Raw genomic sequence first — 21,503 nt, forward strand, 5'->3', positions numbered from 1 at the left:
AGCAGGCAGTAAGAGGTAAAAGCAATGGATCGGTTACGTCAGTTGTTTGAACATCCAGCCGATCCATTGCTGCTATCCGGCAGTTACGATCTCAGTTTAGTGGTGTTGTCGTTTTTAATAGCCGTATTTGCATCTGCCATGGCGATGCAAATCACGGCTCAGGCTATTAGTGTCAGAAAAAACTCCTTACGTTTGTTGATGCTCGGCAGCGGCAGTGTGGCGCTCGGCGGTGGCGTCTGGTCTATGCATTTTATCGGCATGCTGGCCTTCACTTTATGCACAGAGGTTAGTTACCACTCTGGCTTAACCCTCTTATCTATGCTGCCCAGCGTAGCTGCGTCCTGGGTTGCTTTGGATCTGATCAGTAAAAAGCGCATCAGCCTGCCCCAGCTGTTGTTAGGTGGAGTATTGATGGGTGCTGGTATTGGTACCATGCACTACAGTGGCATGGCCGCTATGCAAATGTCGGTCGCGTTGCGTTACGACTTGCCGATGTTTTTACTCTCTATTCTGGTCGCTGTGGTGCTTGCCATAGTGGCACTCTGGATCCGTTTTGGCTTAAAACGTTTTAATCTGGCGCCGCAATGGTTAACACTATTCAGCAGTCTGGTGATGGGCGCAGCTATCAGTGGTATGCATTACACAGGTATGGCGGCAGCTCGTTTTGTGCCTCCGCCCGGTTTTATACCTGATGATCAGGCTGGCGAAATGCCGCTGGTACTCGCTATGGGTATTACTTTTACCACCTTAGTGATCAGCAGTTTTGTTGTGGCTATCAACTTGCTGCTGAAATATCGCGAAGTCAGTGCTGTCGCCAAAACCAGTGAAAGCCGTTTACTGGCGATGATGGACACAGCGGTAGATGGCATAGTGACTATTAATGCTAAAGGCCTCATTCAGGGCATGAATAAAGCCGCAGAGCAAATTTTTGGCTGGACTCAAGCCGAATTACTGCATAAAAACGTCAGTATCCTCACCCCAGCCGCTATTCGCCCTGAACATGATTCTTATCTGACTAACTACCTGACAACTGGCACAGCAAAAATTATTGGTATAGGCCGTGATGTTGAAGCTGTGCATAAAGATGGCCACCCAATACCGGTGCGACTAGCTATAGGCCATGCCAAATTGCCGGACGAAGATATTTTTGTCGCTTTTATCACGGACATCAGCCAGCGCCTGCAGATGGAGCAAGCGCTGAAAGAAAACGAAGAAAAGTTTCGCTCTTTAATTGGCAATATCCCGGGGGCGGCGTATCGCTGTTTGTACAATGAAAACTGGGATATGGTGTTTATCAGTGACGCCATTGAAAACCTGTCCGGTTATCCTGCCAGTGATTTTATGCTGCCATCACCCAAACGAAGCTGGTCTGATTTAGTGCATCCGGATGATAAAAGCACCACCAGCCAGTTGGATTTGTATCAGGGTAACTTCAGTATTGAATACCGCATCCATCATAAAGATGGCTCTGTACGCTGGATGCTGGAATATGGCGAAGCCGTGAAATCGGCACAGGGCGAGATAGCCTGGCTGGATGGATTTCTGATGGATATCAGTCAGCGTAAACAGATGGAAGTCGACCTGCTGGAAGCCAAAAACAAAGCTGAGCAGGCCGCCGAAAGCCGCAGCGCTTTCCTTGCCAATATGAGTCATGAAATCCGCACGCCAATGAATGCCATTATCGGCTTCAGCGATTTACTGTTAAGTTCTGACTTATCAGCAGAGCAGAAAAAACATCTGGCGACTATTCATGGTTCGGCTCATTCGTTATTGCATTTACTGAACGATATTCTCGATAGCGCCAAGCTGGAAAAAGGCAAACTGGAACTGGAGTGCAGTGACTTTTCTTTACCTGCTGTACTGGATGCGGTGGTGTCTACTTTATGGATCCAGGCGCGTAAAAAACAACTGGAACTGAAACTGGAACTGGATCCACAGCTCGGCGAGTTTTATTACGGCGCGCCGGACAGATTACGTCAGGTACTGACCAACCTGATCGGCAATGCGATTAAATTTACTGACAAGGGTTCTGTGCTGGTTCAGGTGATGCCAACAGCAGACCAACAACTGAAGTTTCGCATCAAGGATACCGGTATTGGTATAGCAAGCGACCGCTTAGCCTTAATTTTTGATGCTTTTACTCAGGCAGACGCCTCAATGAGCCGCCGTTTTGGTGGCACTGGTCTTGGCACCACCATCAGCAAACAGTTAGTCGAATTGATGGGCGGCGAAATCGACGTCCAAAGTACTGAAGGTGTAGGCAGTTGTTTTGAATTCAGCTTGCCACTCCAGGCAGGTAAAGCCATTGTTGCGGCTCAGCAAGGTTATGTGCCTGCACTGCCCGCTTTAAAAGTACTGATAGCAGACGATATCCCACAAAATCTTGAACTGCTGAAACTCTTACTGCAACGTGCCGGACATCAGGTAACGTCAGTAACAGATGGATTAGAAGCAGTAAAAGCAGTGCAGCAACAGCCCTTTGATTTGGTGCTGATGGATATTCAGATGCCAAATCTGGATGGCCTGAAAGCCTGCCAGCAAATCCGCGTATGGGAGCAGGACCAGCACAAAACCACCCTGCCCATCATCGCGTTAACCGCCAGTGTGCTGGACGAAGATAAAACCGCAGCCAAAGAAGCTGGCATGCAGGGTTTTGCCAGCAAACCTATAGATTTTGCCGCTTTATGTTTTGAAATAGCTCAGGTATTGCAGATTGAAGTGCGGGAGCCTTTATCCCGGCAGGCACAAACTCCTGCCTCAGATCAGTTACTGAATCTGCCAAAAGCACTGCAACTCTGGGGTAATCTGCCCACTTACCTGCCGCAATTGCAGCAATTTTTACAGCAACAACTGCCGCAGTTACAGCGCGCCAGCGCAGAATTACAAGCCGAAAATTATCAGTTGGTGCAGCAACAGGCGCATGCCATTAAAGGTGTTAGCGCCAATCTTGGCCTGGACCCTTTGAGCAAAGCCTGCGCCGAGCTGGAACAGGCAAGCCGGCAGCAGCAACAACAAAGAGCCATGGAATTAGTGCAGAAAATTCTGCTCTGCTGGCCTAAATTTGAAGCTGAATATCAAAAACTGCTGGCAGAGCAGCCTTTGGCACAGAAGGCGCAGTCAACACAGCTGGATAATCAGCAACTTAATGCCATGCTCGACAGTTTAAAACAGTCGTTATTACGGCATGAACTGGACGACCAAGGCATAGAACAATTGTCTCAGTACAGTGGCGAACATCAGCCTGTATTATTGATGTTGCTGGATGCCGTCAACGATTTTGACTTTAACCTGGCGCTGCAACTGCTGGAACAGCTAAAGCAGAAGCTGGCGGAAGGAGAGCTCTGATGACAGACAAACAAAGCCTGTTACTGGTAGATGATGAACCCACCAACTTAAGAGTATTGCGCACAGTATTGCAGGAACAGTACCGTCTGTTTTTTGCCAAAAGTGGTGAAGAAGCCTTACATCTGGTGCAAAAAGAGCAACCCGACTTAATACTGCTGGATGTGATGATGCCAGGTTTAACCGGCTTTGATGTCTGCGCCCGTTTAAAAGCTAACCCGGCAACCAGCGCCATCCCGGTGATTTTTGTCACTGCCTTAAAAGATGAAATGGATGAAACCAAAGGTTTTGAAGTAGGAGCTGTAGATTACATCACCAAACCTATAAGTCCTGCCGTAGTGCGGGCCAGAGTGAAAACCCATTTGTCTTTAGTCCAGGCGCAAGAGCTGAAACAAACCCGACTGCAAGTGATCCAACGTTTAGGCCGGGCTGCTGAATACAAAGACAATGAAACCGGCTTACATGTAATGCGTATGAGCCATTACTCTCAGGTGCTGGCTTTAGCTTATGGCTTTAGCGAACAAAAAGCCGAAGACTTGCTGCATGCAGCCCCTATGCACGACATAGGTAAAATTGGCATTGCCGACAGCATCTTACTTAAACCCGGCAAACTGACAACTGACGAATACACCGAGATGCAAAAACATCCGCTGATAGGTGCAGAAATTATTGGCGATTGTGAATCTGATTTATTAAAAATGGCCAAAGCCGTGGCTTTGTATCACCACGAAAAATGGGACGGCACTGGTTACCCTTTTGGCCTGACTGGTGAGCAAATACCGGTTGAAGCCCGCATTGTCGCCTTGTCCGATGTATTTGATGCTTTAACCAGCGCCCGACCTTACAAACAAGCCTGGAGCATTGAAGATACACTGCAACATATACGCCAACAAAAAGGCCGGCACTTTGAACCCAAACTGGTTGATTTATTAGATGAAAATCTGCAACAAATCCTTGAAATCAGACAACGTTGGGCTGAATAATACAAAGCTTTTATTCATTAGTATCTTAACCAGGCTATCTCCGGAAATTGCCATCGTATAACAAAAGAAAGGACTCAGAATGAACCCACTAAAGTTAATCACATTACTCAGCAGCACTATACTGTTCACCGCCTGCGGTGGCGGCGGCGGGGATGATGGAAGTGGAGGAGGCTCAGGTGGTGGCTCAGGTGGAGGCAACAGCAGCGTAAACCTGACTGCTGACATAGTACAGCAAAGCCTTTGTCAGACAGAAATTCCCGCCACCAATGCTGAACTTGTTGTCTACGACGCGAATTGGGCGATACAAAGCCGCCATACTCCGAATACCCAAGGTAAAATAACAACGGCTATTCCTGCCACTCAGTCAGTCAATATAGCATTTATAACCAAAACAGAAACAGCTTCCGGAACACAGATTTATGCAGAATCCAGAGCTCAGCACCCTGTGGGTGACCTCGGGAAATTTACTGCTTTAGGCTCCTCAACCCAAGGCTGTGAATGTCAAACCAAGGATGTTCAGGTGAGCTCAGCGCAGGGGTTTAGTGTTGATCGTATGACGTTGACTGGAGCTACCAGCCCGGTCGCATTTCAACGATTTTCATCGTATAGCGGTGTTTTTAGGAATGCTCAAATTTGCCGGACCACTGGTGGAGCCTGGCCTGCTTTGACTGTTTTAAACTCTGTGAGCACTGAGATCGTCGCTGGTACTCTGAGTAATTACGACATCAATGCAGACCTGGAAATCCAGCTTGACCAATTCGCTACACTTTATCCGGCTAATGTGGACGTAAATTTTAACAATGTCAGGGTGATACACGAAATCGATGGCGATATGCTCAGCACTCCCATCAGCCAGGGCAGTACTGAAATACCAGTGATTGCAGAGCTGGATAATCTGACACGGGCTCACCTGAGCGGCACCAGTTTTCAGCAGGTCATTGAGGATGGACAGGCGATAAACGTCTTTGCCAGTCGCAGAAAAGCAATAAATGCGGCAAACAACAATACCACGTCCATTAATCTGCCAGATGTCACTCCGCTTGAAGGTTTGGCTTTGGCTTTGAATAACTTTATCACGTCCGATTCAAACAACTATTCAATTCCTAATGCAAATCAGTATGCAATGTTTTCAATCTATGCTGAAGTGAGTTTGATGGATGGTTCTGAATACAGCGAGGCTTTTTACGGGCCAATGCAAGGCAAATACCCGGAAAACATTTTGCCGGCAGACTACAACATGGAAGAAAAATTAGAGATGGTTTCAGATCTGTATATTCAACTGTCTTTATCAAAATATGCCAGCGAAACGAATTACCAGAGTGCTCTGAGAAATCTGATAAAAAGAAGCAGAGCCGCGGATGACGAAGTATTTGGCGGAGACTGGTCCGATTATTCATCACTTTCAATTGGAGCTGATGTCAATCTTTAATGCAGTGAAAAAGCAGAGGTAGCCTGCGTTATCACGAAACGCAGGCTCCTTTTCCTCCAATCCTGACTTTAAGTAGTGTTAGGAAAACCGCTGAAACATAACTTAAAACAAGGATTTTGTATGAAGCATACCCCACTTTATCTGGCGGCATTAGTCAGTGTTTTACTGCTCAGTGCCTGCGATAAAACACCGAAAACCGACACAGCTGTGGCAGAAACTGAGGTTGAGGCCAAAGCCATTCCTGGTTATAGCCCAACTCAGTTTTATGCCACCAAGTCTTATATGGGTAATGACATTAACCACAAAGCCGATGCGCTGTTAGTGGCATCTGATGAGACTGGTGTATTTAACCTGTACAAAGTCAGTCTGGACGGTAAAACCTGGACGCCACTGACCACTTCAACTACTGAATCTATTTTACCTGTGGGCTGGTTTCCGCAGGATGACCGCGTCCTCTATCGCGCCGATCAGGGTGGCAACGAGCTGCACCATTTATACGTGCGTGAACTGGATGGCACAGTCAAAGATTTAACCCCGGGTGATAAACATAAAGCCGAGTTTATTGGCTGGACAGAGGACAACCAATTCTGGGTGATGAGTAACGAACGGGATCCGAAGTTTTTTGACCTTTACAGTTACAACAGCTCAGACTATCAGCGCACTTTGGTGTATCAGAATAACGAAGGTTATGACATTGGTGCTTTAAGTGATAACGGCCGCTATATCGCCTTATCGAAAGAGCGCACCAATGCCGACAACAACCTGTATTTAGTTGATTTGCAAAGCGCCGACAAAACACCTGTGCATATCACACCACATCAGGGCAATGTATCTCATGGTGTTTATGGCTTTAGCCGTGACAATAACCAGCTGATTTTCAGCTCCAACGAAACATCAGAATTCAGTGAAGCTTTCGCCTACAACATTGCTGAAAAAGCAGTGCAGCCTTACAGCAAAGCCGACTGGGACATTATGTACATTGGTTTTAGCAAAGATAATAAATACAAAGTAGAAGCGGTCAACGCCGACTCTTCGACCAAAATCAGCATCACAGACCAAAGCACAGGCAAAGCCCTGCAACTGCCTGAATTACCTGCAGGTGATTTACGGGGCGTCACCTTTTCGGATGACAGCCAGTACCTGAGTTTTTACGTCAACGCCGACAACAGCCCTTCTAATTTATTTGTCTGGAAACTGTCAGAACCCAAAGCAGAACGTTTAACTCAGGCATTGGATAAAGCCATAGATGAAAGCGTACTGGTGAAAAGTGAAGTGGTGCGTTACCCAAGCTTTGACGACCTGGCTATACCTGCCTTGCTGTATAAACCTAAACAAGCCAGCAACAGTACTAAAGTTCCTGCCCTGATTTGGATCCATGGTGGTCCTGGTGGTCAGTCGCGCACAGGCTACAGCCCCGTCATTCAGCATCTGGTTAATCAGGGTTATGCCGTGTTATCGGTCAATAACAGAGGTTCCAGCGGTTATGGCAAAACCTTTTTCCATCTGGATGATTTAAAACACGGCGAAGATGATTTGCAGGACATAGTGTACGGTAAAAAATACCTGCAATCGCTGGACTGGGTGGCAGCAGACCGTATTGGTGTTATGGGTGGCAGCTACGGTGGTTATCTGACAATGGCTGCTATGGCTTTTACCGATGAGTTTAAAGTCGGCATTAATATCTTTGGTGTAACCAACTGGGTGCGCACTTTAGAAAGTATTCCACCATGGTGGGAGTCTTTCCGTGAGTCATTGTATGCAGAGCTGGGCGACCCGGCTGTCGATGGCGAACGTTTACGCCGTATCTCCCCTGTATTCCATGGCGACAAAGTGAAAAAGCCAGTATTGGTGGTGCAAGGGGCCAATGATCCGCGAGTACTGCAGGTAGAAAGTGATGAAATGGTCGCCGCTATTCGCGCTCAGAATGTGCCGGTCGACTATGTATTATTTCCGGATGAAGGCCATGGTTTTATGAAAAAAGAAAACCGTATTAAGGCGCAAGAGGCTTATTTAGCCTTTTTACAAAAATACCTGTAGCATTCGAAACAACAGGGAGCAGATAACAGTTCTGCTCCCATTGATGATAAATAATTTGAGCCCTATGAAAACCAACTTCAGCTTTGTTTTGATCAGCAGCATGTTATTGACCGCCTGTGCCATACCGCGTTACACCGAGCGGTTGCAGCAACCTATGCCTTTGCCTGAAGGCGAATGGACAGTCAGCCAAAGCAATCCAAAAGAGATGGAAAATGTCACAGAGATGCGCTGGCAGTCGGTTGATTCAGAAAACTATGTGCAAAGTTTTGTGTTTGAACAACAGCCCAACAGCGACCTGATGAAAACCAAAACCATTGATGATCAGCAAGGCCAGCGTAATTGCGACGAGTTATTTGACAGTCAGATTTTAAGCGAAGAGCCGGTCAATGGTTACCCTGCTTTGGTCTGGGTGTCCGAATGTAAAAGCAAAAGTGGCGCTTATTCCAAAATTTTGCATAAATCCATAGCGGGTAAAGAATCACTCTATGTATTTAACAAAGTATGGCGCAGCTTACCTTTGCAAACCGAATGGGATTTATGGCTGGATTACACCAACCAAATCCATATTTGTGATATCAACAGCAAAAGCCAGCCTTGCAAGTAAGTCGGGGCAGAGTCCAGGACTCTGACCTTACTGTTAGACTAAAGACGCGCAGCCAGCACTTCCGGGAAATCTGAAAACGCTTTTTTCGTCACTGCACTGGCGCGATTTTCATAGGCTGTTGAAGCCTCAAAAAATGCACGATGGATCAATTCCGACACAACGTCGCCACCCAGATACAAATGGGTTTTAGTGTGTGTGTCCTGATGACGCCACAAGTTCTGATCGGACTTGGCCGAAACTAATTTAAACTCCAATTCCAGCACCGACTCTGCGGCAATAATAGCTGAGGCATCTTTGCTCCAACGCTGAATATCCACATAAAGCACAGCATCCACATCAGTTAATGCTGGTACCTCGGTCAGTTGCCGCTGTGTTGCATCAACCACCACAAACCCATGATCCGTCACGACTTCCGGCACTTCTTTAGCAAAAGCCTCAACCAGCTCAACAGGCACAGCCTCACCACCATGCACCACAATCATCACTTTTTGCGGTGATTCTTTGTAAAGCTGCGCATATTTTTGCTGATCGTCAGCAGTTGAACTGCAGGCGCCCAAGACTACAACTGCAACAGCGGCAGTCAGCAAAGCTTTAAATTGCATCATAACTTCGTTCCTTTAGAGTTAATCAAGTTTTGTTGCCACCGACCAAGAGCTGGTATGCATACTATTATTTAGTTTGCCAAAGCCGACTGAACCAAAACTTAACCACCAGAACAAAAAGAAAACTATATAGTTGTTATGCCCTGATGCGAAGAATAACAACATGAAGTCGCAAAAAAAAAGGCCTCATTTGAGGCCATTTTAAAAGACTGCTTTTGAGTTATTGTGCGGCTTTTGCCGACAATGCGGTATTCACAGATTGATCCATACCATCCTGTTTGTGGCGGGAATGATATTTACCTACAGGTAAAGTATTGATAACTGAGGAATTCACCATGCGGGCAATAGGCACATAATCTGTAGTGGCAGTAGTAATGGCTGTGCTGATAATATCTGCTAATAAATTACCACTATTACCTGAGGTATTGATTACCACGACATTGCGGTAATTCCACAAAGACTCAGCAGACTCTGTAGAAACCAAATCAAACTCAGCACCTACAGTGACATTTCCACCCGTCACGTAGTAGTTAGTATCCCATTGATTAATAGTGACAAAAAGCACTGCATCAGCACCAAACAATTGCTTGAATTTATCCGGGCTTACATCACGTAACTGAGCACCATCTATGATGCCTTCCTGTTGTAACATCAGAGTAGCCAACGGAATTGGCATGACATAATAGCCAGCTTCGGCCAAAGGCTGAGCAATAGTTGTGGAATACAGATCGGGGGCATCAGCAGCTGTTGATTTATTGATCGCGGGTACAACCAATACAGACAATGGCGCAACATCATACATCTTAGGAAAAGCTTCTTGCTTGCTGACAATTTTTTGCGTTGCACAGCCAGACAATACTAAAGCAGCCAATACCAACATAGTTTTAAATGGAGTTATCATCGGATCAGCCCGCCTTGTTCAGTTTGTTTAACATCGTATCGACTAAATGCGCCGATTCAGGAAACAACGCTTTTTCCTGCAATAAATAGGCCTGAGCTTCATTCAGATTGTTCACCTGAAGTTCCAGTGTGGCCAGCTCAGCATAAATGCCCGGTGGTATTTTCTTATTTGCTTTGGCTGCATTTGCGATAATAGCCAGAAGTGCTTTTTTATGCTTCTCACGAGTCTCATCTGAAGGTTCATGTTTATAGTCGTAAGCTGTTTCGGAATAGTCACCCCAGTGATAAATCGATTTGTTCGTGCTGGCACATGCCGATACACCAACGACACAAACTAAAATCAAAGCTTTTTGCAGAAAGTCTTTCATGGAACTCTTACCTCAAATACATTGCCGTTGGTGACATAAATTTTTCTTTTCACTAAAACCTGCTGGCCTCTGCTGATTTCAATCTGATGACTGCCCACACTCAGATCAAATTTTGCCACTGTCTCTCCATCCAGACTAAAGGTATCCGCAGTATCCAACTGAACTGTGGTGCTATTGTTCAAAACCAATGTAGTTCCCTGAATATTGCCACTCAATTGCAAATAGGCTTTATCGTCCACTTGTTTTACTTCTGAAAACCCCGCGCTACAAGCCGAAAGCAACAAAGAAAAAACCAGACAAATCAAATATTTCATTTAACTACACCTTCCCTTCTTCACGCACAACTACTGTGCTGATGTTCTGTTCACTCAGCGCACCTGAAACCAGTTCGCAAACTGACAATTCATCATTGCCTTGTCCAACAAAACCAGTGACACGTAAAGTGGCAACTTTCTGTCCAGGCAAACTGATCAGCATACCTGTTTGTGGATTTTTAACTTGCTGACCTGGGCTCACGACGTCAAAAGTATCGTTCACTTTGATGCCCTGCGCGGAACCACCAGTCATCAAAAACTGGCTGCCTTGTTTACTGACTAAATAGGCTTGCCAAGGTGAATCCAGCAGATTCTCAGAAATATTGCTAACCAGCTTCGAAATAGCGGCAGACAATGCTTTGTCATTGATCGACGTATCATAGGCGGCGCGTTCACCGACACCCATGACTGAGTTTGCCTCAACTCTGGCTTCTCCTGTCGCTTCTTCTGAATACATGATCTGCCCGGTTTTTGTATTGATTAAACGAACATTGACAGTAGCTGTAGCCGTTTGAATTTTGTTACGGCTAAACACTCCCACTTCACTATTCGTTGAGCGGCCAAATTCAGACACAGAACCAACAATCAAATAATCTGAACCGGCGGTTTGGATTTGTTCACCTTTAAATGCATTTTCACTAATCACTTTGTCCAAATCAGCACGTTCAAGCATGATGAATTTATTAGTTTCAGTCAGGCGTGTTGCAAGAATATCTGATGCTTGCTTCCCTAAGCGATCGCCACTCTGATCCAACAAAAAAGCGTTACCTCTTTTTGTTTCATCCGAAAAACGAGCTATGGCCACTACTCGTTTTAATGACAACTCCGGGGCCTGGGCAAGCACTGGACTTACAGTTGGCCCAGTGGCAGGCAAAGAATTAACAGTACCGCGTGTTGCTGAAGTACAGGCGGTTAAACTAACCAGACTAAGCAGCGCGATAGGAAGTACTTGTTTTTTCATCATTTCCTCATGAATTTTTATAGATTCCTGAATGGTTCAGGGAATTCAATATGTAAGGATAGATAACAACGCAAAAGGCAGGATAAAGAAAGATTTAATCCATTAAATCGCAGAAGTTATAGCTAAGCCATGGCCTACCCAAATAAAAACATTTGAATAAAACTAAATGAACTCTAACTAAAACTTGTGTTGTTTGAAAGATATAGCAAGAAATAAATATCGAAATGAAGCTTTAGTAACAATTGCCGCTAAAAGAGGTAAGTAGAAGGGGTATAGCCAGACTAATGCCCGGCTGTATGAGACTCAAGAACACCTAATAACTTCGCCAGCCGTTGTTTTGTTTCGTCTGCGGCAGGATTTTGCTGAGTAACCAGTTGCTGGCCCAGGCTTAAAGCGGCCAGTACTATGCTTTGTTCCATCGACAGATGACCGGCACCTTGCCTTACTTGTGCAATTTTAGTGTTCAGCAGCCGCGCCGCTTCCTGCAGTTCGGCTTGTTCCTTCATAGGGCAGCGCAGCCAGTACTCACGACCAGCTATCACTACTTTCTGTTCGACCACTAAAGGCTGCTTTAACATCTTCAGGCTGACAATTGTTGTTCAAACAACTGAGTCAGTTGCTGCAATTTTTGCTGCGTCCTTTGTTTCTGATCGTCAGATTCCATGGCGTGTAGCTGCAGGGTTTCCAACTGATCTGTGTTTTTTTTCAGTTCCTGCTGCAACTGCTGCTCTCGTTGATCCAGTTGTTGTACCTGGGCTGTTAGCTGTTGGTTTTGTGAAATTAATTTCTGAATTAACTGCTCTAACTTGCTAAATTCGGCGTCAAACATAAAATTCCCTTAATGCATTAGTGGGTTGAAGATGGAGTGGATAAATACGCAGCACATAGAATAAAGCTGAAGAGTTGAACCACAACTGAATGCCCTGTGCATACAACGAAAAAGGGCTGCATGATACAGCCCCTGAAGTTTTACGCAATGATTTAAAACTGATAACTGGCGCTGAGCGTCCAGGTCCGGCCTTTATGGTTATACAAACTGGTATCAAAATAATCGCCACCAGCAGCAGGATCAAAAGGCGGGTCTCTGTCTGTTAAGTTGCCTATAGATAACGCCAGCTCAGTATTGGCTATGCCCAGATAACTGACCTGAGCATCCAGTTGGGTGTAACTGGCAACTTTGGCTTGCAAACCAGGGTTACTGCTTTGAGTTGCAATTTTTTGCTCGTAACTGCTGCTATAGCTACTGATCAGACTGCTGCGCCAATCCGCCACTGACCAGTTCAGACTGGTGCTATTTTTCCACTGTGGCAAAGCACCGAACTGGTTAGTACCCGCACCATTAATTTCAGCCTGGCCTGCCACTAAAGCTTGTTTGTAACTGATTAAGCGTGACCAGACCGATTTAAAGGCCAGCGACTGATCTGCAACTGGCTGCCATCTGTAGTTAAAATCAACGTCTATACCAGAGGTGGTTCTGCTGCCCTGATTGTTGTATTGATTGCTGACAATCTGCAAACGGCCCTGTGCATCACGCTTAATCCGGTCAGCATACACAGCAGGATTGTTGACAATAAACTGGGCATTATCTGCCCCTATGATCTGTTCCTGTTCAATCCGGAACCAATCCAGACCAATGCTGCCTTGCTGAGTAAAAGACCAGATCACGCCAGTATTAATGTTTTTCGAGCGCTCAGGCTGCAACTCGGGGTTACCAGTGCGAAGCTGAGTAAAACCACGGCGCACACCAGGTTCAATCGGATCATTGGGGTCAATCACAGTGCCATAACTGATGGTGTTGCTGTTGGCTATTTCAGGCAAAGACGGCGCACGGAAGCCTTTCGACCAGGATGCACGCACTAACCAGTCTTCGGCCAGCACATAATGCACGCCCACTTTGGGTGAAAAGGCACTGCCAAAGTCGTCGTAATGATCTGAACGCCCTGCCAGACTGGCGGTTAAATCCTGTAGCAGCGGAACACTGAACTCAACAAAAGCAGCTTGAATTTCACGCTCACCTTTAACCAGATTAATAGCAGGACGCAACTCGGTTCCAGACAAAACTTCAGGCGAAGTACCAGCGTCCATCTTTTCGCGGCGCACATCCACACCTGCGGCAAAAGCCAGCGGGCCATGCTCAAGCTCTGTTAACACTGTGCTGGCGCTGGCGTTCAATGAGCTTAAATGATAAGTGCCGGGACGTCTGGTTTGCAGCCGTAATTCATCCAGCACTTCAGCCGAATTTTCACGGCCATCAAAACGGTAACTGCCGTCCTGCAACACCTGCTCAAAGGTAAAACGATTAACGAAGTTATCGACATATTCACGCTGATGACTGCTCGATTGCAGTGCATTCAGCTGTAAATCCCATTCATCGCCCTGATAACGTAACCCCGCCAGCACACGACTGAAGATTTGTTTGTTTTCTTTTAGCCGGGGGCCTAAATCGAACAAAGTGTACTCAAAAGGCAAAGCGGAATTGGTTGAGTTATCCGGATGACCTACAGGTAAAGCCACAGTGATATCGGTCAAAGTGCTGTTGACTGGATCATAAGCCCGTAAACCCGGGCCTACTGTTAAAGGCGAGCCAAAAATCATTGCCGAGTCGTTGTAGCTATACAGCACTTCAGTGGTAGCTTGCAGCTTATCCGACAACTGATAAGTGCCTTGTAACGAGGCCTGACGACGTGTCACTTCAGGCTGTAAAGTATTAAAAGGCTGAGCATTAAAAGCACAAACTTCACCGGCGCGACCTGGAGTGAAGTCTGTCCATGGGCGCTTTACAGCACCCGAAGGGCAGGTGTCAAAAGCTGCAGGGGCGGACGGGTTTTGTAAGCTGTTAGCACCCAGACTACTCCAGCCGGATAATTTACCACCTGGTAAATGACGGAAATCACCGCTGTTGAGTAAGTCCCTGTCGCTGGCATTTAAGCGCTCTCTGTCAAACCAGTCCAGAGTTAAGCTCAGGTTATAACCATCCTGACTCAAATCACCTCTGCCTGTGACTAAACCCAAAGCACGCTGCTCTAAACCACCTTGAGTAGCGGCTCCGGTAGAAGCTTTCAGCTCTGTGTCCTGCACATTCTTTTTCAGAATAATATTAACCACTCCAGCTATGGCGTCGGAACCGTAGACAGAGGAAGCGCCGTCTTTTAACACTTCAATTCGTGCCACAGCGCTTAACGGCAAAGCATTTAAATCAACAAAGGTATCCTGAGTATTGAGCGCAAAACCATAATTAGAAACACGCTGACCATTCACCAGTACCAGGGTATTTTTTGGGCTTAAACCACGTAAGCCAATAGAGGCAGACCCTGCAGAAAAACTGCCTGTGTATTGTTCATCAAAACTGTTACCTGAGTTCACTGTTAAGTCACGTAATACATCCGTTAGGGTAACTTTGCCACTGGCTTTAATATCTTCCGCCGTCACTTGCAGCAAAGGAGTGGCATTTTCCTGTTGTACTCTTTTAATCAATGAACCTGTGACCTGAATACGTTCCACTTTGCTTTCATCCGCCAGTGCAGGAGTAAAAGCGGAGATAGCCAGAGCCAGCAGGCTAAGTTTAGGCGCAAAGCCAGAAGGAGTTGTTTTTAACATAAGAACCTCAAATGTGGGTAAAGCTGTGCCAGAGCGGATTGAACGCCTGACCAGACCCATTAATTTTGTATAAAAAGTTGAATGATGCGGTTAAACCGCGGCGCCTTATGCGACTGACAAGAAGCGGCAGAAGCGCAAAAGACTTAGCAGCGCATCAAAGGACGAGCTGAGAAATGAGGCATTCGACGACAACGCAGTAGTGCGGCGGCAAGCGCATGAGCAAATGAAGCACAGAAGCGATGTGAACTGATGAACATAGGATTTTACCTTTACAACATTCGGCATCCAGCGGACTGATTTGCCTGAATTACAGCTAAATAATGAATCTGACGCCCATACTTCTACTTTGGATCTGTGAAGTGCAGAGCAGCAGATTAAACACCAAACAAACGTTTAGACGTCCAGATGGTTTGGCGCATTTTACTGAAATTCATGCAGGAGACAAAGTTATTTCTGCTGATTCTTTATTCCATATAGCTATATAAAATATGAATGAAGTTATTTTTGGCTTTAAAAAACACTGCTGGCGGGGAAAAGCGAAAATAACAGAACGGGCTGGAAGTTGGATCACTCCAGCAGTCCTCTCACACCACCGTAGCTGCGGTTACGCATACGGCGGTTCATCTATCTACATCAGGATGTCGGCACCATAGTCAACAGATAGCGCGCGTCCAGGAGCTATGCGCCATGCCTTGCGCACAAAAAAAAGGCCAGCTTGCGCTGACCTTTTTATTTGGAGTCTTACTTACTCAGCTGCTGTTTCTTCAGCTGGTAATGCAGCGCCGGCCACTTCTGGACGGTCTACTAACTCGATGTAAGCCATTGGTGCGTTGTCGCCAGCACGGAAGCCACACTTCAGAATACGAGTGTAACCACCTGGACGGGCGTTATAACGTGGACCTAACACGTTAAATAACAAACCAACTACTTCTTTATCACGTGTACGAGCAAAAGCTAAACGGCGGTTTGCAACGCTATCATTTTTCGCCAGTGTAATCAGAGGTTCGATTACGCGACGTAACTCTTTTGCTTTTGGCAGAGTCGTTTTGATGATTTCGTGCTTCACCAACGAGCTAGCCATGTTGCGGAACATTGCAGTACGGTGACTGCTGTTCCGGTTTAACTGACGACCACTCTTACGATGGCGCATGATCTATTCCTTCTTACTAAACCAGGAACTGGAATCTGGTTAGTCTTTATTTACCAAACTTGCTGGCGGCCAGTTTTCCAGGCGCATGCCTAAGGATAAACCGCGTGAAGCCAACACGTCTTTGATTTCGGTAAGCGACTTTTTACCAAGGTTTGGCGTTTTCAGCAACTCAACCTCAGTACGTTGTACCAGATCACCGATGTACTGTATCTGCTCTGCTTTTAAGCAGTTAGCAGAACGAACTGTTAATTCTAAATCATCGACCGGACGTAACAGAATCGGATCAAACTCCGGCTTCTCTTCACGTTTTTCTGGCTCGCTCTTGTCGCGTAATTCTACGAAGAATTCCAGCTGTTCAGCTAAAATAGTCGCAGCACGACGAATTGCTTCCTCTGGCTCTACTGTGCCATTGGTTTCCATGTCGATAACTAGTTTGTCCAGGTCAGTACGCTGTTCTACACGAGCAGCTTCAACTGAGTAGGCTATACGCTCTACCGGGCTGAAAGATGCGTCCAGTAACAGACGACCAATTGGACGTTCGTCATCCTCTGAGGATACGCGGGCCGAAGCAGGAACATAACCACGACCACGTTCAACTTTCAGGCGCATACTGAATTCAGTTTCGCCAGTCAGGTTGCATATTACGTGCTCTGGGTTAACGATCACTACACCGTCACCACGCTGGATATCACCAGCAGTTACAGGGCCAGCACCTTTCTTAGTTAAAGTCAGAGTGACTTCGTCTTTGTCTTCCAAGCGGACGGCTAAACCTTTCAGGTTCAGTAAAATATCAATGATATCTTCCTGAACACCTTCTTTGGCGCTGTACTCATGAAGAACGCCGTCGATCTCTACTTCAGTCACTGCACAACCTGGCATAGACGAAAGTAAAATACGACGCAACGCGTTGCCCAAGGTATGCCCGAAACCGCGCTCAAGTGGTTCCAAAGTAACTTTGGCACGAGTTGGGTTGATTTTTTCGATACCAACTAATCTCGGCTTAAGGAATTCGGTGACAGAACCCTGCATTTTATCCTCTCTTAAGAAAACGCCCTACTACTTAGAGTAAAGCTCGACGATTAACTGTTCGTTGATGTCTGCAGACAAGTCTGAACGCTCTGGAACACGTTTGAAAACGCCTTCCATTTTCTTGGTATCGACTTCGATCCAAGTTGGTTTTTCGCGTTGTTCAGAAATCTCTAAAGCAGCAACGATACGTGCTTGCTTCTTCGCTTTCTCACGAACAGCGATGACTTGATCAGGTGACACAGCGTAAGATGGGATGTTTACCACAGCGCCATTAATCATAATAGCTTTGTGGCTAACTAACTGACGTGCTTCTGCACGCGTGCTAGCTAAACCCATGCGATAAACCACGTTGTCTAAACGGCCTTCAAGTAACTGAAGTAAGTTTTCGCCAGTGTTACCTTTCAAACGAGCAGCTTCTTTGTAATAGTTACGGAACTGCTTCTCTAATACGCCATAAATACGACGTACTTTTTGTTTTTCGCGTAATTGTAAACCGTAGTCTGATAAACGACCGCGACGAGCGCCGTGCTGACCAGGAGCAGTAGTTAAATTACACTTTGAATCAATTGCTCTAACGCCGCTTTTCAGGAACAAATCTGTTCCTTCGCGACGACTTAACTTGAGCTTAGGACCCAAATATCTTGCCATCTTCTTTCTCCAATAATCCTAGAAGCGCTTGTTACACGCGACGTTTTTTCGGTGGACGGCAACCATTGTGTGGAATTGGCGTCACGTCGGTGATATTTGTAATGCGGTAGCCAGCTGCGTTCAGAGCACGAATCGCTGATTCGCGGCCTGGGCCTGGACCGTTTACAAACACTTCAAGGTTCTTCAGACCATATTCTAACGCGGCAGTACCAGCACGCTCAGCAGCAACCTGTGCAGCGAACGGCGTAGACTTACGCGAACCACGGAAACCAGAACCACCAGCAGTTGCCCAGCAAAGAGCGTTACCCTGGCGATCAGTGATCGTGACGATGGTGTTGTTGAAAGAGGCATGGATATGAGCCATACCGTCAGAAACTTGCTTTTTTACTCTTTTACGAGTACGAACTGGTGCTTTAGCCATGTTTTACCCCGTCCTATTTCTTAATAGCTTTGCGTGGGCCCTTGCGGGTACGCGCATTAGTTTTAGTGCGCTGACCACGAACAGGCAGACTACGACGGTGGCGTAAACCACGGTAACAACCCAGGTCCATTAAACGTTTAATGTTTAATGTAATCTCACGACGTAAGTCACCTTCAACAGTGTACTTACCTACTTCGTCACGAAGAGAGTCAAGCTCTGCGTCAGACAAAGAAGAGATTTTGCGAGTTTCTTCAATTCCCACTGCAGCTAAAATAGCTTTAGAGCGGGTTTTACCGATACCAAAAACATACGTCAAAGAGATGACAGCATGTTTATTATCGGGGATGTTAATGCCAGCGATACGGGCCACTAACGTTCTCCTATAAAAGATTAAAAGGGTGCCGATTTGAAAAGCCCGTAAGGATACTCAAACGGCGGCCATATTGCAACAATAAGTCGGGGCTAGACAAAAAAGTCTAGCCCTGACCTATAATTTTTTTCTGCTGTTAGCCTTGACGTTGCTTGTGCTTAGGCTCTACACAAATTACACGCACAACATTGTTGCGCTTGATAACTTTGCAGTTACGGCAGATCTTCTTAACGGAAGCTCGTACTTTCATGACTTAACTCCGCAAAATTACCTTAACGGCCGTAGCCCTTAAGATTTGCCTTTTTAAGTACCGACTCATACTGATGAGACATCAGATGGGTTTGTACCTGTGCCATAAAGTCCATAATAACGACTACGATAATCAGTAAAGATGTACCGCCGAAGTAAAATTGCACATTCCATGCAACCATCATGAACTCAGGAACCAAACAGATAAAGGTGATATACGCCGCGCCAGCTAAGGTTAAACGTGTCATTACTTTATCAATGTATTTAGATGTCTGCTCACCAGGACGAATACCAGGGATGAAGGCACCAGACTTTTTCAGGTTGTCTGCTGTATCACGTGGGTTAAACACCAACGCAGTATAGAAGAAACAGAAAAAGATGATCGCAGCAGCATATAAAACCATATACAGCGGCTGACCCGGAGATAGGGTTAATGCAACTTCCTGCAGGAAGTTAGCAACCATACCTTCGCCTGACCCAAACCAACTGGCAATTGTACCAGGGAACAGGATTATGCTTGAAGCAAAGATTGGTGGTATTACACCAGCCATGTTGACCTTCAGTGGTAAGTGACTGCTTTGAGCAGCAAATACCTGACGGCCTTGTTGGCGTTTGGCGTAATTAACCACAATGCGACGTTGACCACGTTCGAAGAAAACCACGAACCAGGTAACGGCCACAACAATGGCTCCAATCGCTAATAAAAGCAAAAAGTGCAAATCGCCTTGACGTGCCTGCTCAATCGTCTGGCCAATGGCAGACGGGAAGCCAGCAACAATACCGGTGAAAATCAGCAACGAAATACCATTACCAATGCCACGTTCAGTAATTTGCTCACCTAACCACATTAAAAACATGGTGCCGGTAACTAAACTGATCACAGCAGTGATTGTAAAGCCAATACCAGGGTTTACTACTAAACCTGGCATCAGATTTGGCAAGCCGGTAGAAATACCGATCGCCTGGACTATTGCCAATCCTAAGGTACCGTAACGTGTATACTGATTGATTTTACGCTTGCCTGCCTCGCCTTCCTTCTTCAATTCAGCCAGCGTGGGGTGAACCACGGTTAACAGCTGAACAATAATAGAAGCAGAAATGTAAGGCATAATGCCAAGTGCAAATACAGATGCACGCTCAAGGGCGCCACCGCTGAACATGTTAAACATTTCAACGATGGTGCCTTTTTGTTGCTCGAATAATTGAGCCAGCACGGCGGCGTCAATTCCAGGAATTGGCACAAATGAGCCTAATCGAAATACGATTATGGCCAAAAGTACGAACAACAGACGGGTTTTCAGCTCGCTGAAACCGCCTTTTGCACTTTTTGTATCCGAACCTGGTTTTGCCATCGCGTACTATCCTTATTATTCTTCGACTTTGCCGCCAGCGGCTTCAATCGCAGCACGCGCACCTTTAGTAACGCTTAAGCCTTTAACTGTTATTGGACGAGTGATCTCGCCTGACAACACAACTTTAGCGAACTTAACGATACGAGAAATGATATTAGCTTCCATCAGGCTTGCTAAATCAGCTACATCACCAGCTACGGCTGCCAGCTCGTGTAAACGAACTTCAGCAGATACTAAGCCTTTACGTGATGTAAAACCGAACTTAGGCAGACGTTGTTTCAGAGGCATTTGACCGCCTTCGAAACCTGGACGTACTTTACCACCTGAGCGAGATTTTAAACCTTTGTGACCACGGCCACCAGTCTTGCCTAAGCCAGAACCGATACCACGACCTAAACGGCGTTTCTCTTTTTTAGCACCTGGTGCAGGAGATAACGTATTTAAAAACATTTATTACTCCTCCACTTTAACCATGTAATACACAGTGTTGATCATACCGCGCACTGAAGGTGTATCTTCCAGTGTTACAGTGTGACCGATACGGCGTAAGCCTAAACCAACTAAAGTCGCTTTATGCTTCGGTAAACGACCGATGCCTGACTTAATTTGGGTTACTGTTACAGTCTTTTTAGACATGGCGAATTACCCCAGAATGTCGTCAACGCGTAAGCCACGCTTCGCAGCAACCTGAGCAGGCGATTTGATCGCTGACAGGGCGTTGATAGTAGCGCGAACTACGTTGATTGGGTTGGTTGAGCCGTAGCATTTAGACAGAACGTTCTGTACACCTGCTACTTCTAACACTGCGCGCATTGCACCACCGGCGATAATACCAGTACCTTCAGACGCCGGTTGCATATACACGTTGGAACCAGCGTGAATACCTTTTACCGGGTGGTGAAGAGTGTTACCGTTTAACTCAACTTGAGTCATGTTACGACGAGCTTTTTCCATTGCTTTTTGAATAGCAGCTGGTACTTCGCGCGCTTTACCGTAACCGAAACCGATACGACCATTACCGTCACCCACTACTGTTAAAGCGGTGAAGGAGAAAATCCGGCCACCTTTAACAACTTTGGAAACACGGTTAACAGCAACCAGCTTCTCTTGTAAATCAGATTGTTGTTTAGCTTCTACGTTAGCCATG

23 protein-coding genes are annotated in these 21,503 nt (G+C 46.1%); 5 read left to right on the forward strand and 18 right to left on the reverse strand.

Annotation, left to right across the window (positions count from 1 at the left end):
* Window positions 1-24 precede the first annotated feature (24 nt).
* The 5 genes from RHEIN_RS11190 (at window position 25) to RHEIN_RS11210 (ending at window position 8,395) form a co-directional block, all read left to right on the forward strand.
* Complete coding sequence (locus RHEIN_RS11190) at window positions 25-3,345, forward strand: MHYT domain-containing protein (protein WP_008899082.1); 3,321 nt, start codon at window positions 25-27, stop codon at window positions 3,343-3,345.
* Window positions 3,345-4,325: a response regulator gene (locus tag RHEIN_RS11195; protein WP_008899083.1), complete on the forward strand. Its 981-nt coding sequence runs from the start codon at window positions 3,345-3,347 to the stop codon at window positions 4,323-4,325. Before RHEIN_RS11190 ends, RHEIN_RS11195 begins: the two co-directional genes overlap by 1 nt.
* Window positions 4,326-4,845: 520 nt before the next feature.
* Window positions 4,846-5,754 carry a hypothetical protein gene (locus tag RHEIN_RS11200; RefSeq protein ID WP_139056450.1) on the forward strand — a complete coding sequence of 303 codons (909 nt, stop codon included), beginning with the start codon at window positions 4,846-4,848 and terminating at the stop codon, window positions 5,752-5,754.
* A gap of 120 nt (window positions 5,755-5,874) precedes the next feature.
* The gene (locus RHEIN_RS11205; RefSeq protein WP_008899085.1) at window positions 5,875-7,791 is read left to right on the forward strand and encodes a S9 family peptidase; all 1,917 of its coding nucleotides are present in this window, start codon (window positions 5,875-5,877) and stop codon (window positions 7,789-7,791) included.
* A 64-nt stretch (window positions 7,792-7,855) separates the two neighbouring features.
* Complete coding sequence (locus tag RHEIN_RS11210; protein ID WP_008899086.1) at window positions 7,856-8,395, forward strand: hypothetical protein; 540 nt, start codon at window positions 7,856-7,858, stop codon at window positions 8,393-8,395.
* A 38-nt stretch (window positions 8,396-8,433) separates the two neighbouring features.
* Here the strand turns inward: RHEIN_RS11210 and RHEIN_RS11215 are convergent, their stop codons facing one another.
* From RHEIN_RS11215 to rpsE, 18 genes are all read right to left on the reverse strand, one after another.
* A complete protein-coding gene (locus RHEIN_RS11215) occupies window positions 8,434-9,000 on the reverse strand; it encodes a hypothetical protein (protein ID WP_008899087.1) in 567 nt (188 codons plus the stop codon).
* Between the two features lie 217 nt (window positions 9,001-9,217).
* Window positions 9,218-9,898 (reverse strand): GNA1162 family protein, encoded by a 681-nt coding sequence (locus tag RHEIN_RS11220; protein WP_008899088.1) that lies wholly within the window; start codon window positions 9,896-9,898, stop codon window positions 9,218-9,220.
* Window positions 9,899-9,902: 4 nt separating this feature from the next.
* A complete protein-coding gene (locus RHEIN_RS11225) occupies window positions 9,903-10,265 on the reverse strand; it encodes a DUF4810 domain-containing protein (protein WP_008899089.1) in 363 nt (120 codons plus the stop codon).
* Window positions 10,262-10,579, reverse strand: a complete 318-nt coding sequence (locus RHEIN_RS11230; RefSeq protein ID WP_008899090.1) for a hypothetical protein — start codon at window positions 10,577-10,579, stop codon at window positions 10,262-10,264. The genes RHEIN_RS11225 and RHEIN_RS11230 overlap by 4 nt, the downstream gene beginning before the upstream one ends.
* 4 nt (window positions 10,580-10,583) lie before the next feature.
* Complete coding sequence (locus RHEIN_RS11235; RefSeq protein WP_008899091.1) at window positions 10,584-11,540, reverse strand: CsgG/HfaB family protein; 957 nt, start codon at window positions 11,538-11,540, stop codon at window positions 10,584-10,586.
* A 281-nt stretch (window positions 11,541-11,821) separates the two neighbouring features.
* Window positions 11,822-12,118 carry a cell division protein ZapA gene (locus RHEIN_RS11240; RefSeq protein ID WP_008899092.1) on the reverse strand — a complete coding sequence of 99 codons (297 nt, stop codon included), beginning with the start codon at window positions 12,116-12,118 and terminating at the stop codon, window positions 11,822-11,824.
* Window positions 12,119-12,120: 2 nt separating this feature from the next.
* On the reverse strand, window positions 12,121-12,369 hold the full coding sequence (locus RHEIN_RS11245; RefSeq protein WP_008899093.1) for a hypothetical protein: 249 nt from the start codon (window positions 12,367-12,369) through the stop codon (window positions 12,121-12,123).
* Window positions 12,370-12,521: 152 nt separating this feature from the next.
* Window positions 12,522-15,137, reverse strand: a complete 2,616-nt coding sequence (locus RHEIN_RS11250; protein WP_008899094.1) for a TonB-dependent receptor plug domain-containing protein — start codon at window positions 15,135-15,137, stop codon at window positions 12,522-12,524.
* A 745-nt stretch (window positions 15,138-15,882) separates the two neighbouring features.
* Window positions 15,883-16,287 (reverse strand): 50S ribosomal protein L17, encoded by a 405-nt coding sequence (gene rplQ, locus RHEIN_RS11255; protein ID WP_008899095.1) that lies wholly within the window; start codon window positions 16,285-16,287, stop codon window positions 15,883-15,885.
* 39 nt (window positions 16,288-16,326) lie between these two features.
* Entirely contained in the window at window positions 16,327-17,316 is a 990-nt protein-coding gene (locus RHEIN_RS11260) for a DNA-directed RNA polymerase subunit alpha (RefSeq protein ID WP_008899096.1), read from the reverse strand.
* A 27-nt stretch (window positions 17,317-17,343) separates the two neighbouring features.
* Window positions 17,344-17,964 carry a 30S ribosomal protein S4 gene (gene rpsD / locus RHEIN_RS11265; protein ID WP_008899097.1) on the reverse strand — a complete coding sequence of 207 codons (621 nt, stop codon included), beginning with the start codon at window positions 17,962-17,964 and terminating at the stop codon, window positions 17,344-17,346.
* A gap of 31 nt (window positions 17,965-17,995) precedes the next feature.
* The gene (gene rpsK, locus RHEIN_RS11270) at window positions 17,996-18,385 is read right to left on the reverse strand and encodes a 30S ribosomal protein S11 (protein ID WP_008899098.1); all 390 of its coding nucleotides are present in this window, start codon (window positions 18,383-18,385) and stop codon (window positions 17,996-17,998) included.
* A 13-nt stretch (window positions 18,386-18,398) separates the two neighbouring features.
* A complete protein-coding gene (gene rpsM, locus RHEIN_RS11275) occupies window positions 18,399-18,755 on the reverse strand; it encodes a 30S ribosomal protein S13 (RefSeq protein WP_040555062.1) in 357 nt (118 codons plus the stop codon).
* A gap of 136 nt (window positions 18,756-18,891) precedes the next feature.
* On the reverse strand, window positions 18,892-19,005 hold the full coding sequence (gene rpmJ, locus RHEIN_RS20695) for a 50S ribosomal protein L36 (RefSeq protein WP_082335860.1): 114 nt from the start codon (window positions 19,003-19,005) through the stop codon (window positions 18,892-18,894).
* 22 nt (window positions 19,006-19,027) lie between these two features.
* Window positions 19,028-20,356, reverse strand: a complete 1,329-nt coding sequence (secY, locus tag RHEIN_RS11280) for a preprotein translocase subunit SecY (RefSeq protein WP_008899100.1) — start codon at window positions 20,354-20,356, stop codon at window positions 19,028-19,030.
* Window positions 20,357-20,371: 15 nt separating this feature from the next.
* On the reverse strand, window positions 20,372-20,806 hold the full coding sequence (gene rplO, locus RHEIN_RS11285) for a 50S ribosomal protein L15 (protein WP_008899101.1): 435 nt from the start codon (window positions 20,804-20,806) through the stop codon (window positions 20,372-20,374).
* 3 nt (window positions 20,807-20,809) lie between these two features.
* Window positions 20,810-20,992: a 50S ribosomal protein L30 gene (gene rpmD / locus RHEIN_RS11290; RefSeq protein WP_008899102.1), complete on the reverse strand. Its 183-nt coding sequence runs from the start codon at window positions 20,990-20,992 to the stop codon at window positions 20,810-20,812.
* A 6-nt stretch (window positions 20,993-20,998) separates the two neighbouring features.
* Complete coding sequence (gene rpsE / locus RHEIN_RS11295; RefSeq protein WP_008899103.1) at window positions 20,999-21,502, reverse strand: 30S ribosomal protein S5; 504 nt, start codon at window positions 21,500-21,502, stop codon at window positions 20,999-21,001.
* Window position 21,503 lies beyond the last annotated feature (1 nt).

Origin of the sequence: Rheinheimera sp. A13L (genome assembly GCF_000217935.1) — a bacterium.
GTDB lineage: Bacteria > Pseudomonadota > Gammaproteobacteria > Enterobacterales > Alteromonadaceae > Pararheinheimera.